Genomic DNA, 15,505 nt, shown 5'->3' with positions numbered 1-15,505 from the left:
TCAGGCCCGCAAATCAGTAATGATATTACGTGACATTGCCATGAAGGCCGGCAAAAGGGCGAGCAGCATCGTCAGGCTGACGAAGCCGGCGATGAGATGAAACTCGGGCCAGTCGAGTGTGGCGGTCACCAGGATGTCCGTTCGCGAGGTGACGATTGACGAGATGACATCGACCGCTATCCAGCCGGCGCCGAGTCCTGCGGCAGCGCCCAGGACAATCAGTGTGGCCGCATAGGTCCAGACAACGGCGAAGACGAACCGTCCCGGTGCGCCAAGCGCTCGCAAGAGTGCCAGCCGTCTGGCGAACAGACGGGCGAGGGCAATCAGGCCCGTCAGCACACCTGCGGTCACCAGCACCTGGGTCAGCACGGCCATCACCGACATGATCTGGCGGATATCCCCCATGAGCGAATGAAGCTGCGCCAGGACCGCGCCGGGGAAGAACGCCATGGTGTCGTCGCGGGTGAATTCGGAGCGCAGGGCGTAATTTGCCCAAAGCTCATTGGCGTGAACAAGTATCGCGGGCGTGCCGGGAAAATAATCGGCGTCGAAGGGCGGGCCGATCCTGGTCTTGTGGTCCGGGCTGTGGCCATTGGTCAGGCCGTGGACTTCCCAGACGCTTTCGACAGGCACAAGGATGGCACGGTCCCACGGGCTGCCGGTTGGTGGCATGCGCCCGACGATCTTTAACGCATGGCCGGCATGGGCGTCTTCTTCCGCGCTATCGCCCATCCCGTGGGCGGGTTCGAACGTTTCGCCGATTTGCAATTCGACCCGCGATCCGGCAACCGCTTCGCCGCTGGCGGTAAACATCCTTCCCTCTGCGAGTTCTCCGGCCAGATGGGTGACGAACTGCGGTGTGGTGCCAACAACGGGAGAGGACAGGTAGCTGTCGCCGAAGGCAATCGGGGCGGCAAGGTCGACGTCGGCGTGGGTGGCAATCTCATTGTAGATGTCACCGCCCAGAAGCGGAACGTCGCTTGGCTGCAGATAGACGGCGGCGAACATCATGGTGATTTCGCTGCCGGGGGCTGCGACGATCAGATCGAATTTTTCCGCGGCCCGCGCGGTGCCTTTTCGAAGGCCGCGTTCCTGGGCAATCAGGCCGACGCCGATGCCGATGGATATGGCGATCAGGGCAATGAAGGTGAGGTTGGTCCAGCGGAAGCGCCAGAGCAGGGCTCCGGCGAGCGCTCCGGGGCGGAACCCCCAGGTCACGATCAGCCCGGTTGCCAAGGCAGGCAGCAGAAGCAGCGCAAGCCACAGGATGTCCTGCGCCAGCGGCGAAAGGCTCTGCCAGAGGTCTGTAAGAGCTTCAGACACCTGCGGCCTCCATTTGCAAGCGTCCGTCCTCGACGTCAATCACCCGGTCCATCCGCTCCAGCAGATGCGGATCGTGACTGACGGCAACGAGGGTCTTTTTCTGTGCACGGGTGAGGCCGATCAGGTCTTCGATCAGCCCATCAGCCGTCTTGCGGTCGAGGCTGGCAGTCGGTTCGTCCGCCAGTATGATGGCCGGGTCGTGCGCCAGCGCGCGGGCAATCGCAGTGCGTTGCCGCTCGCCGCCTGAAAAACTGTCTACGGTTCGCGCTTCTGCCGGAACGTTGAGGCTTTTCAAAAACCGCTCTGCCGTGTTGATGATTGACCGGCGCTTGGAGGCGGGGTTGAAGCTTGTTGCAAGGGAGGCGTTGCCGAGCGCGCTCAGTTCTTCAAACAACAGAAAATCCTGGAAGATCAGGCCGATGTGGTTCCGGCGGAACGCGGCGCGGGCGCCATCGCTCAGTTGCGCCAGATCGGTGTCTCCCCAGCGGATATGGCCTGTCATGGCCGCATGCAGGCCTGCCAGGGCAAAAAGAAAGGTTGATTTTCCAGCGCCTGACGGTCCGCGCAGACCAATGACCTCGCCCGGGGCGGCTTGAAACTGGGTGCAGGTGAGCAACACCCGTCCCCCGGGCGTGCTGACCTGAAGGTCGCTGACATGAAGGGGGAGGCTCATAAGGCGGCGTCAGGCGCGTTCATAAACAGCATCGGACAATCGTGCCCGGCTGACGAAACCGGTCTCGGGATCCTTGAAGGTGCCGAGTTCCAGAATACCCCGTGTCACGATCTTGCTGTTGAACGCGACGACATCGACAATGCGCTTGGTGTAGATGGCAAGAATATCGCGCGGCCACTCTGCTTCGGTTTCACAGAAGGGGCAGACCGCCATCGGAATTTTGGTGAGCACGAAAAACTGGCTGTCGGCTTTCAGCGGCGGGGCCATGTAGCCGCCGACCGACACTCTGGTGCCTTCCAGCGAATGGGCGAGATCGGAAAAACTCCGGTCCTTGTTGTAGAGCGTGCGCAGCTTGAGAGGGCCGTCTGCGGCGTGGGCCGTTTCCGGCAGCAGATACCAGGCAAGCGGGGCAAGGCCGAGCCCGGCTACGAGCTGTCTGCGGTTCATGGCATCCTCGGGTCTGGTCAACACACTTTCCTCATCTATCCGGCAATTGTGACAAACAGGCGAAAGGCCTGCAACGAGGCAGGCCTTTCAGATCTGTGGCCGATTGCCCGGCGGCAAACCTGCCGTTCGCTTACTGGGCGTTTACGGCGTGGTTCATGACGTGGAAGATCACGTTCTGCTCGATGGTGCCGTCGACCAGATGCGCCCACGGGCCTTTTGCGTAGACCGCGACATCTTCACCCGAGTGGGTTTCGGAGGATTTCGGGATCAGGGCCTGCTGGACATAGTCCAGATCGGTAGCGGTTTCCTGGTCCAGTTCAGGGCGCGAGCCGGTGTAGTCGTTCTCGCCTTCGCCCTTCTTCAGAACCGAACCGGTGCCGTTCAGGTAGCCAATCACGGTGTAGGGCTTGCCGTCGTCTGCGGTCAGCACCTTGTCGGAATGCTTGATGCCTTTCTGGGCAACGTCGTAGCAAAGGCCGAGGATGGCAGAGCCGCGGCCGCAATAGCCGTTGAAGGCGATCGCGTGTTCGTGGTCGGCGGTGACGATGATCAGCGTGTCTTCATCATTTGTCAGTTCGTCAGCCATGGCAACGGCTTCTGCAAAGGCAACACCGTCGCGCATGGCACGGGCTGCATTGCCGTCATGGTTGGCGTGGTCGACGCGGCCGGCTTCGATTTCCAGGTAGTAGCCGTCTTCGTTCTTGGACAGATACTCGATGGCGGCCTTGGTCATTTCGGCCAGGGACGGCTCGTCATCTTCGGCGCGATCGGCTTCATATTCCATGTGGCTGCTGTTGAAGAGCGCGAGCACAGGGCTGGAGCCGTCAAGCTTCAGCGACTTGAAGCCGGCAGTGTCGGTGGCGAACTGGGCACCCAGCCCGGTGGCACGCTCAACCAGGTCGACATTGTCTTCGCGGCGGCCCTCCAGACCACCCATTTCCTTGTCCTTCGGCAGGAAGTAACGGCCGCCGCCGCCCATTGCGAAGTCGATGGTGCCGGCTTCCATGGCGTCGATCAGCTGGGTCGCGATGTCCTTCTGCGCGGTGCAGCCTTCCGGCACGGCGTCTTCCCAGTTGCGGTTCGCGGTCTTGGCGTAAACTGCAGCCGGGGTCGCGTGGGTCAGGCGGGCAGTGGAGACGACGCCAACAGACTTGCCGGCTTCGGTCATCAGTTCGGAGAACAGGGCAAGTTCGTTGCCTTCAACCGTGGAGCAATCGTCATGGATTGCTTCTTCGCCGAGGTTGATCAGGTTGAAACGCTGCTTCACGCCTGTGTTCATCGAACCGGCGGTCGGAGCGGAATCCGGCGTCTGGGCATTGATGTTGTAGGTCTTGACCAGAGCGCTGTAGAACTCTGGGGTTTCGTAAGGAAGAACGTTTTCCTCACCCAGCATGCCCTTCTGCTGGCCGTCGAACAGGCGGGTGGCGTAGTTGGTGCCGACGCCGTTGCCGTCCGCGATCAGCAGGATCACGTTCTTGGCGCGGTTGGTGTTCGGCTGACGGTCCAGGATTGCCTGAATGGCGGCTTCGCCATCCTTGTACCACTGGCTGGAGGCTTGCGGCACGGTGTCCTGAGCAAAGGCAACCGAACCCGTGAGGGCCAGTGCCAGAGAAGTGCAAACGATGGTTTTCATGTTATCTCCCGGAGGTGAGGATCTTTCCCGTGAGCTACATAAAAATGCTGCGTGACATTTGATTGACAGTTAGATGACGAAATGGATTTGTAATTTTATTACATAACCTTGCGCGGTGCGAGCAGATCTCTTCCTCCAGAGCCGTCTAATCTTTCGTCCGGCGGTGTGTTTACTGAAGTTTGTATGGTTCAGGCCTTTGCCGGATAACCGGTTTAACGGGGCGCTGAACCGGTTGCGGCAAATACCCCGGAAAAAGAATATTTCGCGATCCGGCGGATATGAGCACCATCCCCCGGTTGCTGGGCATTGCTCGTGTTTCCTCCCGCTACCTGATCCCCTACTGTCACATCATTTTCATATGAGCGTCGAATAAGGTTCATATGAAAATGTTTTAACGGGCTTCGAAGTCAGACTTTTTCGAGTCAACATGATGCCTTTGGAGATACTGGCCTTCCGCGCCTGCGGAAGGAAAGGGGACGATGGCGGATCAGAAGAACATGCTTGGGCAAATAGATATTTCAAAGCGTCAGGCCGAAATTGCGGATCTGGTACAAAAGGCGGGATTTGCGTCCGTCGAAGAATTGGCAGACCGGTTCGAGGTAACCACGCAGACGATCCGCCGGGACGTCAACGGTCTTTGCGAACTTGGCATATTGCGCCGGACCCACGGCGGCGTCGAGCCGCCCGCGCCGGCGTCCAACATCCACTATTCCACCCGGCAGATTCTGAACCTTCCGGAAAAGCAGCTCATTGCGAAGCTGGTCGCCGGACATGTGGGCAACAACCAGTCGATCGCCTTTTCCATCGGCACCACGCCGGAGATCGTGATGCAGGCGCTCGTCGGGCACGAGAAGCTGGCGGTCTTCACCAACAATCTGAACGTTGCCTTCACCGCTTCAGTCAATCCGTCGTTTCAGGTGACGATCACGGGTGGCCGTCTGCGCCATGGTGACCGCGACGTGCTGGGGTCAGCAGCGCAGGCGTTCTTCTCCAACTACAAGGTCGATATCGGCATTTTCGGTGTCGCCGGGGTAGATGAAGACGGCACGTTGCTGGATTTCCATGAGGATGAAGTGGCCGCGCGCCAGTCCATCCTGGCCAATTGCCGCAAGTCCTTTCTGGTGCTGGACCACAGCAAGTTCGGCCGGAACGCCCATGTGCGTGGCGGCCAGCTCAGCGAAGTGGATGCGGTCTTTACCGATTGTCCGGTGCCGGATGTCTTCCTGTCGTCGCTGGACGGCACAAAAACGGAAGTGTTCGTGGCCGACGACGGGGATGAGGCGTGACATCAGATCCGCGTATCCCGGGTGCGAAACCCTCTGGCGCCGGCAAGCCGATCGTCCTTGAGACGGTGTCGCGTACCTGGGGGGAGACGGTGGCCGTCGATGGCCTGTCGATCGATATTCCGGCAGGCTCGTTTACGGCGCTTCTGGGGCCGTCGGGCTGCGGCAAGTCGACGACGCTGCGGATGATCGCAGGGCTGGAGACTGTCAGCAGCGGACGCATTCTGATCGGCGGAGAGGATGTCACCGGCCACCCGTCGGCCAAGCGCGACCTCGCCATGGTGTTTCAGTCCTATGCGCTGTTTCCGCATCTGAACGTCGGCGAGAATATCATTTTCGGCCTCAAGGTCCGCCGGGTCGGGAGAGCCGAGCGGGACCGGCGTCTTGCACGGGTGGCCGATCTTCTGGGACTTGGCCAGTTGCTGGAGCGCAAGCCGGGGCAGCTTTCGGGTGGGCAGCAGCAGCGTGTCGCGCTCGGGCGGGCAATCATCGGTGAAAAGCCGATCTGCCTGATGGACGAGCCGCTGTCCAATCTCGATGCCAAGCTGCGCCATGAAATGCGCGTGGAGATCCGCGCACTGCAGCAGCAGCTCGGCTTCACCATGGTCTATGTCACCCATGACCAGGTCGAGGCCATCACCATGGCCGACCAGGTTGTGCTCTTGAACGGTGGCCGGCTGGAGCAGGTTGCGAGCCCGCGGGATCTTTATGAAAAACCGGCGACGCCCTTTGCGGCCCGCTTCATCGGTACGCCGCCAATGAACCTTTTTCCCGCCAACGCTTTTCGCAAGCTGTGCACCGCACCGGACTTCAAGCTGGGCCTGCGTCCGGAAGCCATGCACCTGGAAGACGGTGGCCCGGTGAACGCTTCTGTTCGTGCCGTCGAATATCTGGGCGCGGACGTGCTGGCCGATTGCGAGGTTGCAGGTACCGGTTTTCAGGTGCGCCTTCCGGCGAACCGGGCCTTCACGCCCGGTCAATCCGTGCAGCTCGGCTTTTCGCCGGATGCGCTGCATGTTTTCGACGCTGATACCGGCCGCCGCCGGGACGATCTCACCTCCGAGTTTGGAGCCCTGTTGCGCTCCTGACCTGCTGCGCGCCCGCGTAGACCGACCGCAGACCTGCGGATTATCAAACCTTAGGAAGTAAACTGATGTTGAAGTCCACTTTCCTGAAAGCCGTTGCCGCAACGGCGCTTACCTTCAGCACCTGGGCCTCTGCTCATGCTGTTGACTTGCAATTCTATTTTCCGGTCGCTGTTGGCGGAAAGGCTGCTGAAACCATCCAGGAACTGACTGACGCCTATGTTGCGCAGAACCCGGATGTGACCATCGATGCCGTTTATGCCGGTTCCTATCAGGACACCGTCGCCAAGGCCATCACCGCTTCGCGCGGCGGCAACCCGCCCCAGCTTTCGGTGATCCTGTCTGCCGACATGTTCACCCTGATCGATGAAGACCTGATCCAACCCTTCGACGACTATCTGACCAGCGACGAAGACAAGAAATGGCTCGAGGGCTTCTATCCGGCGTTCATGGAAAACAGCCAGACCGGCGGCAAGACCTACGGCATCCCCTTCCAGCGCTCCACGCCGGTGCTCTACTGGAACAAGGAAGCCTTCGAGGCGGCCGGTCTCGATCCGGAAGTCGCTCCGGCAACCTGGGACAAAATGGTCGAGTTCGGCAAGAAGCTGACCAGGAAAGACGACAGCGGTAATGTCACCCAGTGGGGTGTGCGTATTCCGTCTTCCGGTTTCCCGTATTGGCTGTTCCAGGGCCTTGCCATCGAAAACGGCGCAACCCTGGCCAATGCGGAGGGCAACCAGACCAATTTCGACGATCCGAAAGTGGTTGAGGCCCTTCAGTACATGGTCGATCTGAGCACCAAATACGAAGTGATGGCTCCGGGCATCATCGAATGGGGTGCGACGCCGAAAGCCTTCTTCGAAGGCCAGACGGCCATGATGTGGACCTCCACCGGCAACCTGACCAACGTGCGTGACAATGCTCCGTTCAAGTTCGGTGTTGCCATGCTGCCGGAAAAGGTGCAGCGCGGTGCACCGACAGGCGGTGGCAACTTCTACCTGTTCAAGGGAGCTTCCGATGAACAGAACAAGGCCGCCGTCAAATTCGTGCAGTGGATCACAGCTCCGGAACAGTCCGCGAAATGGACCATTGCAACCGGTTACGTCGCTCCGCGCGCCGAAACCTGGGAAACCGATACGATGAAGGCCTATGCGGCCGACTTCCCGGCTGTTCTGGTTGCGCGCGACCAGCTTGAATTCGCCAAGGCTGAGCTGGCGACATACCAGAACCAGCGCGTGACGGGCATCTTCAACGATGCGCTTGCGGCTGCCATCACCGGCCAGAAGGACGCCGAAACGGCGCTTAAGGAAGCTCAGGCGCAGGCCGACGAGATCCTGAGCGAATACCGCTAACGCCATTCGGGGCGGAGCACCGGGTCCCACTCCGGTGTTCCGTCCCGTTCCCCAGACCTTTCACCGTCCTCACCGAAAGGTGTCTCAGGCCGGTCTTTTTGTCCTTATCGGAGCCTAGATCATGAAGCGGGGCTTTGCCTTGAAACGCGACTGGATACACGGCTGGCTGCTGTTGCTGCCGGCAATGGTGTTCCTGTTCGCCTTTACCCACATCCCCGCCGTGACGACGTTCCTTAACAGCTTCTTTTCCACGCCGCGCGGACGCCGCCCGGCCAAGTTCATCGGCCTTTCCAACTATGAGCGCATGTTGGATGACCCCGTGTTCTGGAAAGTGCTGTGGAACAACGTCTGGTTTGCCTTCGGCACCATTCCCGCGTCCGTGGGACTGGCCATCGTCATGGCGCTCTGGGTCAACGACAAGCTGGCAGGCAGAAGCTTCGTGCGCATGGCCTATTTCACGCCGACCGTTCTGCCGCTGATCGCCGTCGCCAACATCTGGCTGTTCTTCTATACGCCCGGGTTCGGTCTGGTCGACCAGATCACCGGTACCCTGTTCGGCTGGCCGGCCAGCAATTATCTCGGCAACCCGGACACCGCGCTCAACGCCATCATCGTGGTGACGGTCTGGAAGGAAGCCGGGTTCTTCATGATCTTCTATCTGGCAGCATTACAGGCGATCCCGGTCACGCTGAAGGAAGCCGCGCAGATCGAGGGCGCCGGGCGCTGGACTGTATTCTGGCGCATCACCTTTCCGCTTCTGATGCCGACGACGCTGTTCGTCTGCGTCAATGCAGTCATCAATTCCTTCCGCCTGGTCGACCATATCTTCATTCTGACGGACGGCGGGCCCGACAACGCGTCGGCGCTGCTGCTGTTCTACATCTACGAGGTCGCGTTCCGCTTCTGGGAAACCGCCTATGGCGCGACGCTGACCGTTGCTCTGCTGGTGCTTCTGTCGCTGCTCGCCATCGGCCAGTTCTTCTTCTTCGACCGCAAGGTGCATTACAAATGAACGGCACCGGCTACTCCCTCGACAGGTTACTCAACACTTTTGCTGCCTGGGCATTGGCGCTGCTTTGGGTGTTGCCGCTGGCCTATGCCGTGTGGACCGCCTTTCATCCGGCAACCTACGAGGCCCGGTTCGAGCTTCTGGCTCCTCTGACGCTGGACAATTTCGCCAAGGCCTGGGATGCGGCCCCTTTCGCGCGTTATTTCCTGAACACCTTCCTGCTGGTGTCGCTGATCCTTGCCGGGCAGTTTTTCCTCGGCACACTGGCCGCCTTTGCCTTCGCCCGGTTCCAGTTTCCCGGGCGCAATCTCCTCTTCACCCTGGTTCTGCTGCAGCTTCTGGTGATGCCCGACATCCTGATGGTGGAAAACTATCAGACCATGCGCCTGCTCAATCTGGTGGATACCATCCCTGCGATCGCGCTGCCCTATGTCGCGTCCGGCTTCGGCATCTTCCTGCTGCGGCAAACCTTCATGACGATACCGAAGGAACTGGACGAGGCAGCCCGCATAGAGGGCGCGTCGGTTCTGGGTGTGTTGTGGCGGGTCTATATTCCGCTGGCAAAGCCGACCTATCTTGCCTATGGGCTCGTCTCCGTCAGCCACCACTGGAACAATTTCCTGTGGCCGCTGATCGTGACCAACTCGGTGGACACCCGCCCGGTCACTGTCGGTCTCAGCATCTTCTCGGCGATTGACAGCGGGGTGGAATGGTCGGTCATCAATGCTGCCACGCTGATGACTTCCGGCCCGCTGCTGATCGCCTTTCTTCTGTTCCAGCGTCAGTTTGTCCAGAGCTTCATGCGTGCGGGCATCAAATAAATTAAATTTGGGAAACGGCGGAAAGCGGGGGATGGATGACCTTCGCCCGGATGGCCAAACCGCTTTGGCTCAAGTCATTGGCCGTTAGGCACTTTTTCTGGCAGGGGCTTTTATGCTAATGCATTTAAATCCCGGATTTCTGCGGGATTTTCATCTTTAGTTTTTCCGATTCCCAAAGCCCCAGGAGCCCGCCGTGTCACTCAAATTCCTTGCCGTTGGCGAATGTATGGTCGAGATGGCGCCAACGGGCGAGGGCACTTACGCCATGGGGTTTGCTGGCGATACTCTGAACACCGCCTGGTATGCGCGCAAATGCCTGCCCGCCGACTGGACTGTCGGTTACTACACCGCGGTCGGCCGCGATCAGGTGTCGGAAGAGATGCTGTCTTTCCTGAAGGCATCCGATCTGGAGACATCCGCCATCCAGAAGCGGGGCGACCGGACTGTCGGTCTCTACATGATCCAGTTGAAAGATGGCGAACGCAGCTTTGCCTACTGGCGTTCCCAGTCAGCGGCCCGATGCCTGGCAACCGACAAGGACCACCTGGCGTCGGCGTTTGCCGGGGCGGGGCTGATCTATTTCAGCGGCATTACCCTTGCCATTCTGCCGCCGGACGACCGCAGGGCTTTCCTGGAAGGGCTGAGGGCCGCCCGCAAGGCCGGTGCCAAGACAGCGTTCGACCCGAACCTGCGCCCTCGGCTTTGGGAGGACGCGGACACGATGCGGGCAAGCGTCACGGAAGCTGCCGGCTGTTGCGATTTCCTGATGCCGTCCTTCGAGGACGAGTTGTCCCATTTCGGCGACGCGACACCGGACGTCAGCGCCGACCGTTATCTGGCTGCCGGCGCCGGCATGGTCGTGGTCAAGAACGGCCCTGAACAGGTGATCTGCGCGGACGCGGGGTCGCGGCAGGCTTTTCAGCCCGCGCCGGTTTCGAACATCGTTGACACGACAGCCGCCGGCGACAGTTTCAATGCTGCCTTTCTGGCGAAATATCTTTGCGGTGGCAGCCTTGCGGAAAGCGTTGATGCAGGCGCGAATCTCGCAGGCAACGTGATCCAGCACCGTGGTGCTCTGGTTGCGTGTCTTGAACCCGCCTAGCACATGAAAATGGTTTAACAGCCTGTCGTCTGCATGCTTGAGCGGGCATAAAACCCGCTCTGAAGACCCGTCCTGATGTCCTTTCGGTCTTCATTTATGGCGTCATGCCTTACGGATAGGGTGAAGTGATTCGGCTGAAGACTGAGTGTTTCAAGAACAAACTCTCTATCCAAAATAGAGGTATTGTGATTATTGACAGTACCTCCTGACTTCTTTTCCGAATTCTTGCTGCTTTATTTGTCGGAAGATAACTTCGGGCGGTGAAGTTAGTAAATCGTTCGTTCCTCGTTCTTACCCTGCGTCTGATTTTGGTTGTTGGCGAAATGGCCATCAGAGGGGGACGAATGTTCTCAGGCATGCGTTTGTCGAAAAAGATCCCGGCGCTTGTATTGGGCGCTGCTGCGGTGGTCGGCATCGGTATCGGTGTTTCCAGCTACGTGACGTCTGCAGCAAGTGTCAAAAAGCTGACGAGAGAACGTCTCATGGCGGCTGCCGAGATATCGAAGCAGGAAACGCTCGATTATCTGGAGGTGATCGAGCGGGATCTCAGGCTCGTTGCTGAGCATCCTGGAACCGCAAAAGCCGTTCGGGAATTTTCGTTGGCCTGGGGTAATCTAGAGCAGTCCGGCACCGAGCCGGGACCGGTTCTGCAGAAAGCCTATATTACCGACAACCCGCACCCGAATGGTGAAAAACATCTCCTCGAAAAGGCTGAAAACGGCACCGATTACGATGAGGTGCATGCAAGATACCACCCCTGGTTCCGGCAACTTCAAGAGGATAACGAATATTACGATGTCTTCCTGTTCGATAACGAGGGCAACCTTGTTTATTCGGTGTTCAAGGAACTGGACTTCGCGACCAACTTCAATACCGGCGGAGGCAAGTGGGCCGGTACCGACCTTGGTGAAGTCTATCGCAAGGCGATGACGATCACGGAGCACGAGCAAGTCGCTTTCGAGGATTTTGCGCCTTACGCGCCCAGTCTTGATGCGCCCGCCAGTTTTATCGCACGCCCTGTTCGCGTTGACGGTGAGACGGTAGGCGTGCTTGCGTATCAAATGCCGGTCGGAAAAATCGATGCGCTCCTGAGCCACAAGCTCGGCCTTGGTCAGACAGGGGACCTTGTCCTGATCGGCGAAGACCGGTTGATGCGGAACAATTCCGAATTTACGTCTGAAGATAACGATATTCTTGTCACCAAGGTCGACAACTCCATTGTCGACGAGGCCTTCGCTTCCGGGGAAGCCTTCGGGATAGGCTCGTTTTTCAGCGACGCTCCCATGGAAGCCGATGCGATCAGATTTGCGTTCCATGACAAGAACTTCGTGATCGTTGCCATGGAGACATACGAAGAGGCCGTTGCACCGGTAACGACCATGCGAAACCGCATGCTGGTGACAGGGCTCGTTCTGATCGTCGTTGCCGGCGCAGTCGCTTTCTTCGCGGCACGCACCATCACGAAACCCATCGGCAAGGTTGTCGACGCCATGAACCGGCTTGCCGGTGGCGATACGCGTGTCGAGACCGATGACGCCAAGCGTGGCGACGAGATCGGCGACATGTTCAAGGCCGTCGCAGTGTTCAAGGAAAACGCCATTCAGCGGCGGCATCTTGAAGAACAGGCCCGAAACGAGCGCGACAAGGAACGTCAGCGTCAGGCCTTTCTGGAAGGGGTGATCAATGATTTCAAGTCGATCATGTCCAGCCGTCTGACAACCGTATCAGAGCAGATGGAACGCATGCGCGGAGCTGCCTCAACGCTGGAAGATCTCGCGATCAATGCCAAAACTGAGTCTGACCACGCAGGACAGGCCTCCGTCAGCGCATCTGAAAACGTTGCTGCCGTTGCAGCCGCCACGGAAGAAATGACGGCCACCGTTCAGGAAATCGCCAACCAGACCGAAGCCACAACCCGTATCGTTCTGGAAACCGTGACTGCGGCGGAAGAGACGAACCGGAATGTGCAGACGCTTTCGGAAGCCGCCGAACATATCGGCAGTGTGGTCAATCTCATTCGCGACATTGCGGAACAGACCAACCTCCTGGCGCTGAACGCCACCATTGAAGCGGCCCGTGCAGGTGAAGCCGGTCGCGGGTTTGCGGTCGTGGCGTCGGAAGTCAAGCAGCTTGCGGAACAGACTTCCAAGGCAACGGACGAAATTTCCGGCCGGATTTCAGGTATCCAGACTTCGGTCCGCGATGCAGCCGGGGCTATCGAGCATATCGCCGACAAAGTGTCCGACATCAGGAACCTGACCAGTTCCGTGGCCGGGGCCATTGAGGAACAGCGGGCGGCAAACCAGGAAATCGCGCGCTCAGCGCGCTCGGCCAGCGACAGCACCGGCAACGCCGCCAGCAGCATGTCTTCGGTTTCCGGTGCCGTTGAACAGACGTCCACGGAAGCCGGATCTGTCAGCACGGCGTCTGATCTGGTTTCGGAAGCGAGCTCCAGCCTGGCGCGGGAAGTCGAGAAATTTCTTGCCGATGTCACCAGGGACGTTGAGGACCGCAGGCGAGCAACACGCAAGGCGATCTCCGAAGATGTCACCCTTACCCTCACCAACGGCCACAAGCGCACCGCTCAACTGGTCGATGTCAGCATCACGGGTGCCCAGATCCTGAATGTCACCGATCTGCCGAAGGGCGAACGGCTGACGCTGGAGTTCCTGGATGGCACGGTGCTGCAAGCCAAGGTCGTGCGGCAGACCGGAGCAGGATGCGGCGTCGAGTTCGCTGAGAAGCTCTCGGACAATCACATCCTCGTCGCCGCATAAGACGGAAGTCTCAAAAGACGAGAAAGGGCGCCTGTCATGGCGCCCTTTTTGTTGACGACGTTCCGCGGCTCTCCGATCCCGGGTCTCCGCTTCGCTGCGTCCGGGATGACGGTTGTGAGCGAAAAAAAGGGCGCCGGGTGGCGTCGATCTGTGCTGTCTTCACTGCGTGCAATCCTCCTCCTGAGGAGGGGCATGGGCCCGTCTTGAAGGATCAGCCGCTTGCTCAATGCCTGCGACTTGACCCTATCCTGCGTCCCGCTGGGCGATCCAGTCATGGTCCGGATGGTTCTGGAAGCGCCACTTGCGCAAGGGGCCGGCCATGACGTTGAGATAATACATCTCGTAGCCATAGGGCGCGCCGCAGGGGTGGTGGCCCTTGGGAACCAGCACCACGTCGCCATCGGAAACAGCCATCGTCTCGTCCAGTTCGCCGTCTTCGGTGAAGACGCGCTGGAAGCCGAAACCCTGTTTCGGGTTGAGGCGGTGGTAGTAGGTCTCTTCCAGATAGGTCATGTCCGGAAAATTGTCTTCGTCGTGCCGGTGTGGGGGATAGGACGACCAGTTGCCCTGGGGCGTATAGACTTCCGTCACCAGCAGGCTGTCGGCGATATCGCTTTCTTCCATCGCGATCGGATGGATGTAGCGGGTGTTGGCGCCCTTGCCGCGCTCCACCTGGCCGATATCGGTGATGACACGGGCCTTGTAGTTGCCCTTGCCGGGGGCGGTGCAGACCGCCAGGACGCAGTCCGTTGTCGCCTTTGCGGACCAGTTGCTGCCGTTGGGCACATAGACGCAATGAGGCTTCTTGCGCTCGAACACGCTCATCCGGTCGCCGAGTTCACCAAAGTCTTCATCGCCGGCGGAAATCGAGGCCTTGCCTTCCACGAGGACGAGGATGACTTCCTTGTCGCCGGTGTCTTCAGATGCCGATTGCCCCGCTTCCAGATGGTAGAGACCGAAGCCGACATAGCCCCACCTGGCGCTTTCCGGCGTGATGTCGTGCACCTTGCCGGAGGTGCCGGACGGCTTGACGAGAAGATGGCTCATGTCAAATCCACTTCCTTTGCGAGTTGCTTGAGGGTCTTCAGGCCGAGGCTCTGATACTGGAACGGATTGCGCACATCCGGGTCCTGTTCTGCCTCGATCACGATCCAGCCTTTATAGCCGGTGTCCTTCAGGATCTTGAGAAGAGGCTTGAAATCAACGCCGCCTTCCTCGTCGCCCGGCACGGTGAAGACACCTGCGCGCACGCCGTCCATGAAGGACTTCTTGTTCTCACGGATTTCCTTCATCACGGCCGGACGCACGTTCTTGGCGTGGAAATGCTTCACGCGGGCGGCGTGTTTTTCCAGCACCGGGGCTGGATCCTGGCCGTTGCTGCCGAAATAGCAGTGGCCGGCATCGAACAGCAGTTTGGTTGCCGGGCCGGTGGCGTCCATGAAGGCGTCGATTTCTTCCGGCGTCTCGACAACGGTGCCCATGTGGTGGTGGTAGACAAGGTCGATGCCCTGGCTTGCGCAGAAGGTCGCAAGTTCCTCGATCTTGGTGCCGAAGGCTTTCATTTCGTCGGCGGTCAGAACCGGGCTGGTGTTGATGTCGGTCTGGGAGCCCTGAATGGTGTTGGAGGTTTCGCAGACAATGCAGACCTTGCAGCCATTGTGCTTCAGCTTGTCCAGATGCGGCTGGATTGCCTTCTTTTCGTCCTCGACCGACTGGGCCAGCAGGTTGAGCGAATACCAGCCGGAAATGAACTTGAGCCCATGGCTGCCGAGGAGCTGTTTCAGCTCTTCCGGATCGTTCGGCCAGCGATGGCCGTTTTCGATGCCGTCGAAGCCGATTTCGGAAGCTTCCGTCAGGATCTGTTCGGTCGGAATATGTGCGCCAAGGGTCTGGTCGTCATCGTTGGCCCAGGCAATCGGGTTGGTGCCGTAAAGGATCATGGCTGTTGTCCTTGTCCGCCGAGGCGGAGTGTTGGGTTCGATATCTGTTTTTTCCGACCT

At 59.4% G+C, this 15,505-nt stretch carries 13 protein-coding genes; 7 read left to right on the top strand and 6 right to left on the bottom strand.

Annotated elements, in window-relative coordinates:
- From V1T76_RS20005 to V1T76_RS19990, 4 genes are all read right to left on the bottom strand, one after another.
- The gene (locus V1T76_RS20005) at positions 1 to 1,323 is read right to left on the bottom strand and encodes an ABC transporter permease (RefSeq protein WP_330562432.1); all 1,323 of its coding nucleotides are present in this window, start codon (positions 1,321 to 1,323) and stop codon (positions 1 to 3) included.
- Positions 1,316 to 1,996, bottom strand: a complete 681-nt coding sequence (locus V1T76_RS20000) for an ABC transporter ATP-binding protein (RefSeq protein WP_330562430.1) — start codon at positions 1,994 to 1,996, stop codon at positions 1,316 to 1,318. Before V1T76_RS20000 ends, V1T76_RS20005 begins: the two co-directional genes overlap by 8 nt.
- 9 nt (positions 1,997 to 2,005) lie before the next feature.
- On the bottom strand, positions 2,006 to 2,464 hold the full coding sequence (locus tag V1T76_RS19995) for a hypothetical protein (protein WP_330562429.1): 459 nt from the start codon (positions 2,462 to 2,464) through the stop codon (positions 2,006 to 2,008).
- A 109-nt stretch (positions 2,465 to 2,573) separates the two neighbouring features.
- The gene (locus V1T76_RS19990) at positions 2,574 to 4,076 is read right to left on the bottom strand and encodes an alkaline phosphatase (RefSeq protein ID WP_330562428.1); all 1,503 of its coding nucleotides are present in this window, start codon (positions 4,074 to 4,076) and stop codon (positions 2,574 to 2,576) included.
- A 479-nt stretch (positions 4,077 to 4,555) separates the two neighbouring features.
- Here V1T76_RS19990 and V1T76_RS19985 point away from each other — a divergent pair, with 479 nt between their 5' ends.
- The 7 genes from V1T76_RS19985 (at position 4,556) to V1T76_RS19955 (ending at position 13,505) form a co-directional block, all read left to right on the top strand.
- Positions 4,556 to 5,362 (top strand): DeoR/GlpR family DNA-binding transcription regulator, encoded by an 807-nt coding sequence (locus tag V1T76_RS19985; protein ID WP_330562427.1) that lies wholly within the window; start codon positions 4,556 to 4,558, stop codon positions 5,360 to 5,362.
- Positions 5,359 to 6,447, top strand: coding sequence for an ABC transporter ATP-binding protein (locus V1T76_RS19980; protein ID WP_330562426.1), 1,089 nt, complete (start codon positions 5,359 to 5,361; stop codon positions 6,445 to 6,447). Before V1T76_RS19985 ends, V1T76_RS19980 begins: the two co-directional genes overlap by 4 nt.
- Before the next feature lie 65 nt (positions 6,448 to 6,512).
- Positions 6,513 to 7,796, top strand: a complete 1,284-nt coding sequence (locus tag V1T76_RS19975) for an ABC transporter substrate-binding protein (RefSeq protein ID WP_330562425.1) — start codon at positions 6,513 to 6,515, stop codon at positions 7,794 to 7,796.
- Positions 7,797 to 7,917: 121 nt separating this feature from the next.
- Entirely contained in the window at positions 7,918 to 8,808 is an 891-nt protein-coding gene (locus tag V1T76_RS19970; RefSeq protein WP_330562424.1) for a carbohydrate ABC transporter permease, read from the top strand.
- Entirely contained in the window at positions 8,805 to 9,626 is an 822-nt protein-coding gene (locus tag V1T76_RS19965) for a carbohydrate ABC transporter permease (RefSeq protein ID WP_330562423.1), read from the top strand. The genes V1T76_RS19970 and V1T76_RS19965 overlap by 4 nt, the downstream gene beginning before the upstream one ends.
- Before the next feature lie 193 nt (positions 9,627 to 9,819).
- The gene (locus V1T76_RS19960) at positions 9,820 to 10,728 is read left to right on the top strand and encodes a sugar kinase (RefSeq protein WP_330562422.1); all 909 of its coding nucleotides are present in this window, start codon (positions 9,820 to 9,822) and stop codon (positions 10,726 to 10,728) included.
- Positions 10,729 to 11,084: 356 nt separating this feature from the next.
- Complete coding sequence (locus tag V1T76_RS19955; protein WP_330562421.1) at positions 11,085 to 13,505, top strand: methyl-accepting chemotaxis protein; 2,421 nt, start codon at positions 11,085 to 11,087, stop codon at positions 13,503 to 13,505.
- 243 nt (positions 13,506 to 13,748) lie between these two features.
- Here the strand turns inward: V1T76_RS19955 and iolB are convergent, their stop codons facing one another.
- On the bottom strand, positions 13,749 to 14,552 hold the full coding sequence (gene iolB / locus V1T76_RS19950; RefSeq protein ID WP_330562420.1) for a 5-deoxy-glucuronate isomerase: 804 nt from the start codon (positions 14,550 to 14,552) through the stop codon (positions 13,749 to 13,751).
- Complete coding sequence (gene iolE, locus V1T76_RS19945; RefSeq protein WP_330562419.1) at positions 14,549 to 15,445, bottom strand: myo-inosose-2 dehydratase; 897 nt, start codon at positions 15,443 to 15,445, stop codon at positions 14,549 to 14,551. Before iolE ends, iolB begins: the two co-directional genes overlap by 4 nt.
- Between the last annotated feature and the right edge of the window lie 60 nt (positions 15,446 to 15,505).

The organism is Roseibium sp. FZY0029 (genome assembly GCF_036350355.1).
In the GTDB taxonomy this organism is placed as follows: domain Bacteria; phylum Pseudomonadota; class Alphaproteobacteria; order Rhizobiales; family Stappiaceae; genus Roseibium.
The sequence above is the reverse complement of the archived record's forward strand: the minus strand, read 5'-3'. Positions and strand labels throughout refer to the sequence as shown.